The 301-nt window shown below is 67.8% G+C and carries 1 protein-coding gene; it reads left to right on the top strand.

Translation table 11 applies throughout. From position 1 onward, the window contains the following. Window positions 1-301: ABC transporter permease (locus tag OO68_RS41900; RefSeq protein WP_033314761.1), on the top strand; the 301-nt coding region annotated here is incomplete at both ends.

Genomic DNA, 301 nt, shown 5'->3' with positions numbered 1-301 from the left:
GGTCCTCGGACCCCTGGTCATCCCCCAGATCGTCACCGCACTGGGTCTGTTCCTGTTCTTCGAGCCGGCCGCGATGCTGGGCAGCCCGATCGCCATCGCGCTCGGCCACACCGTGCTCGCCTCGCCGATCGCGGTGCTGATCCTGATCGCGACGTTGCGCGGGATCGACGAACGGCTGGAGGACGCAGCGGCCAGCATGGGTGCCGGACGGCTCACGATCGCCCGGAAGATCACCTTCCCTCTGGCGGCACCCGGGATGATCGCGGCGGCGATCTTCTCCTTCATCACCAGCTTCGACGAG

Origin of the sequence: Streptomyces iakyrus (assembly GCF_000717055.1) — a bacterium.
Taxonomy (GTDB): Bacteria; Actinomycetota; Actinomycetes; order Streptomycetales; family Streptomycetaceae; genus Streptomyces; species Streptomyces iakyrus.
This window is presented reverse-complemented; position numbering and strand designations above follow the sequence as displayed.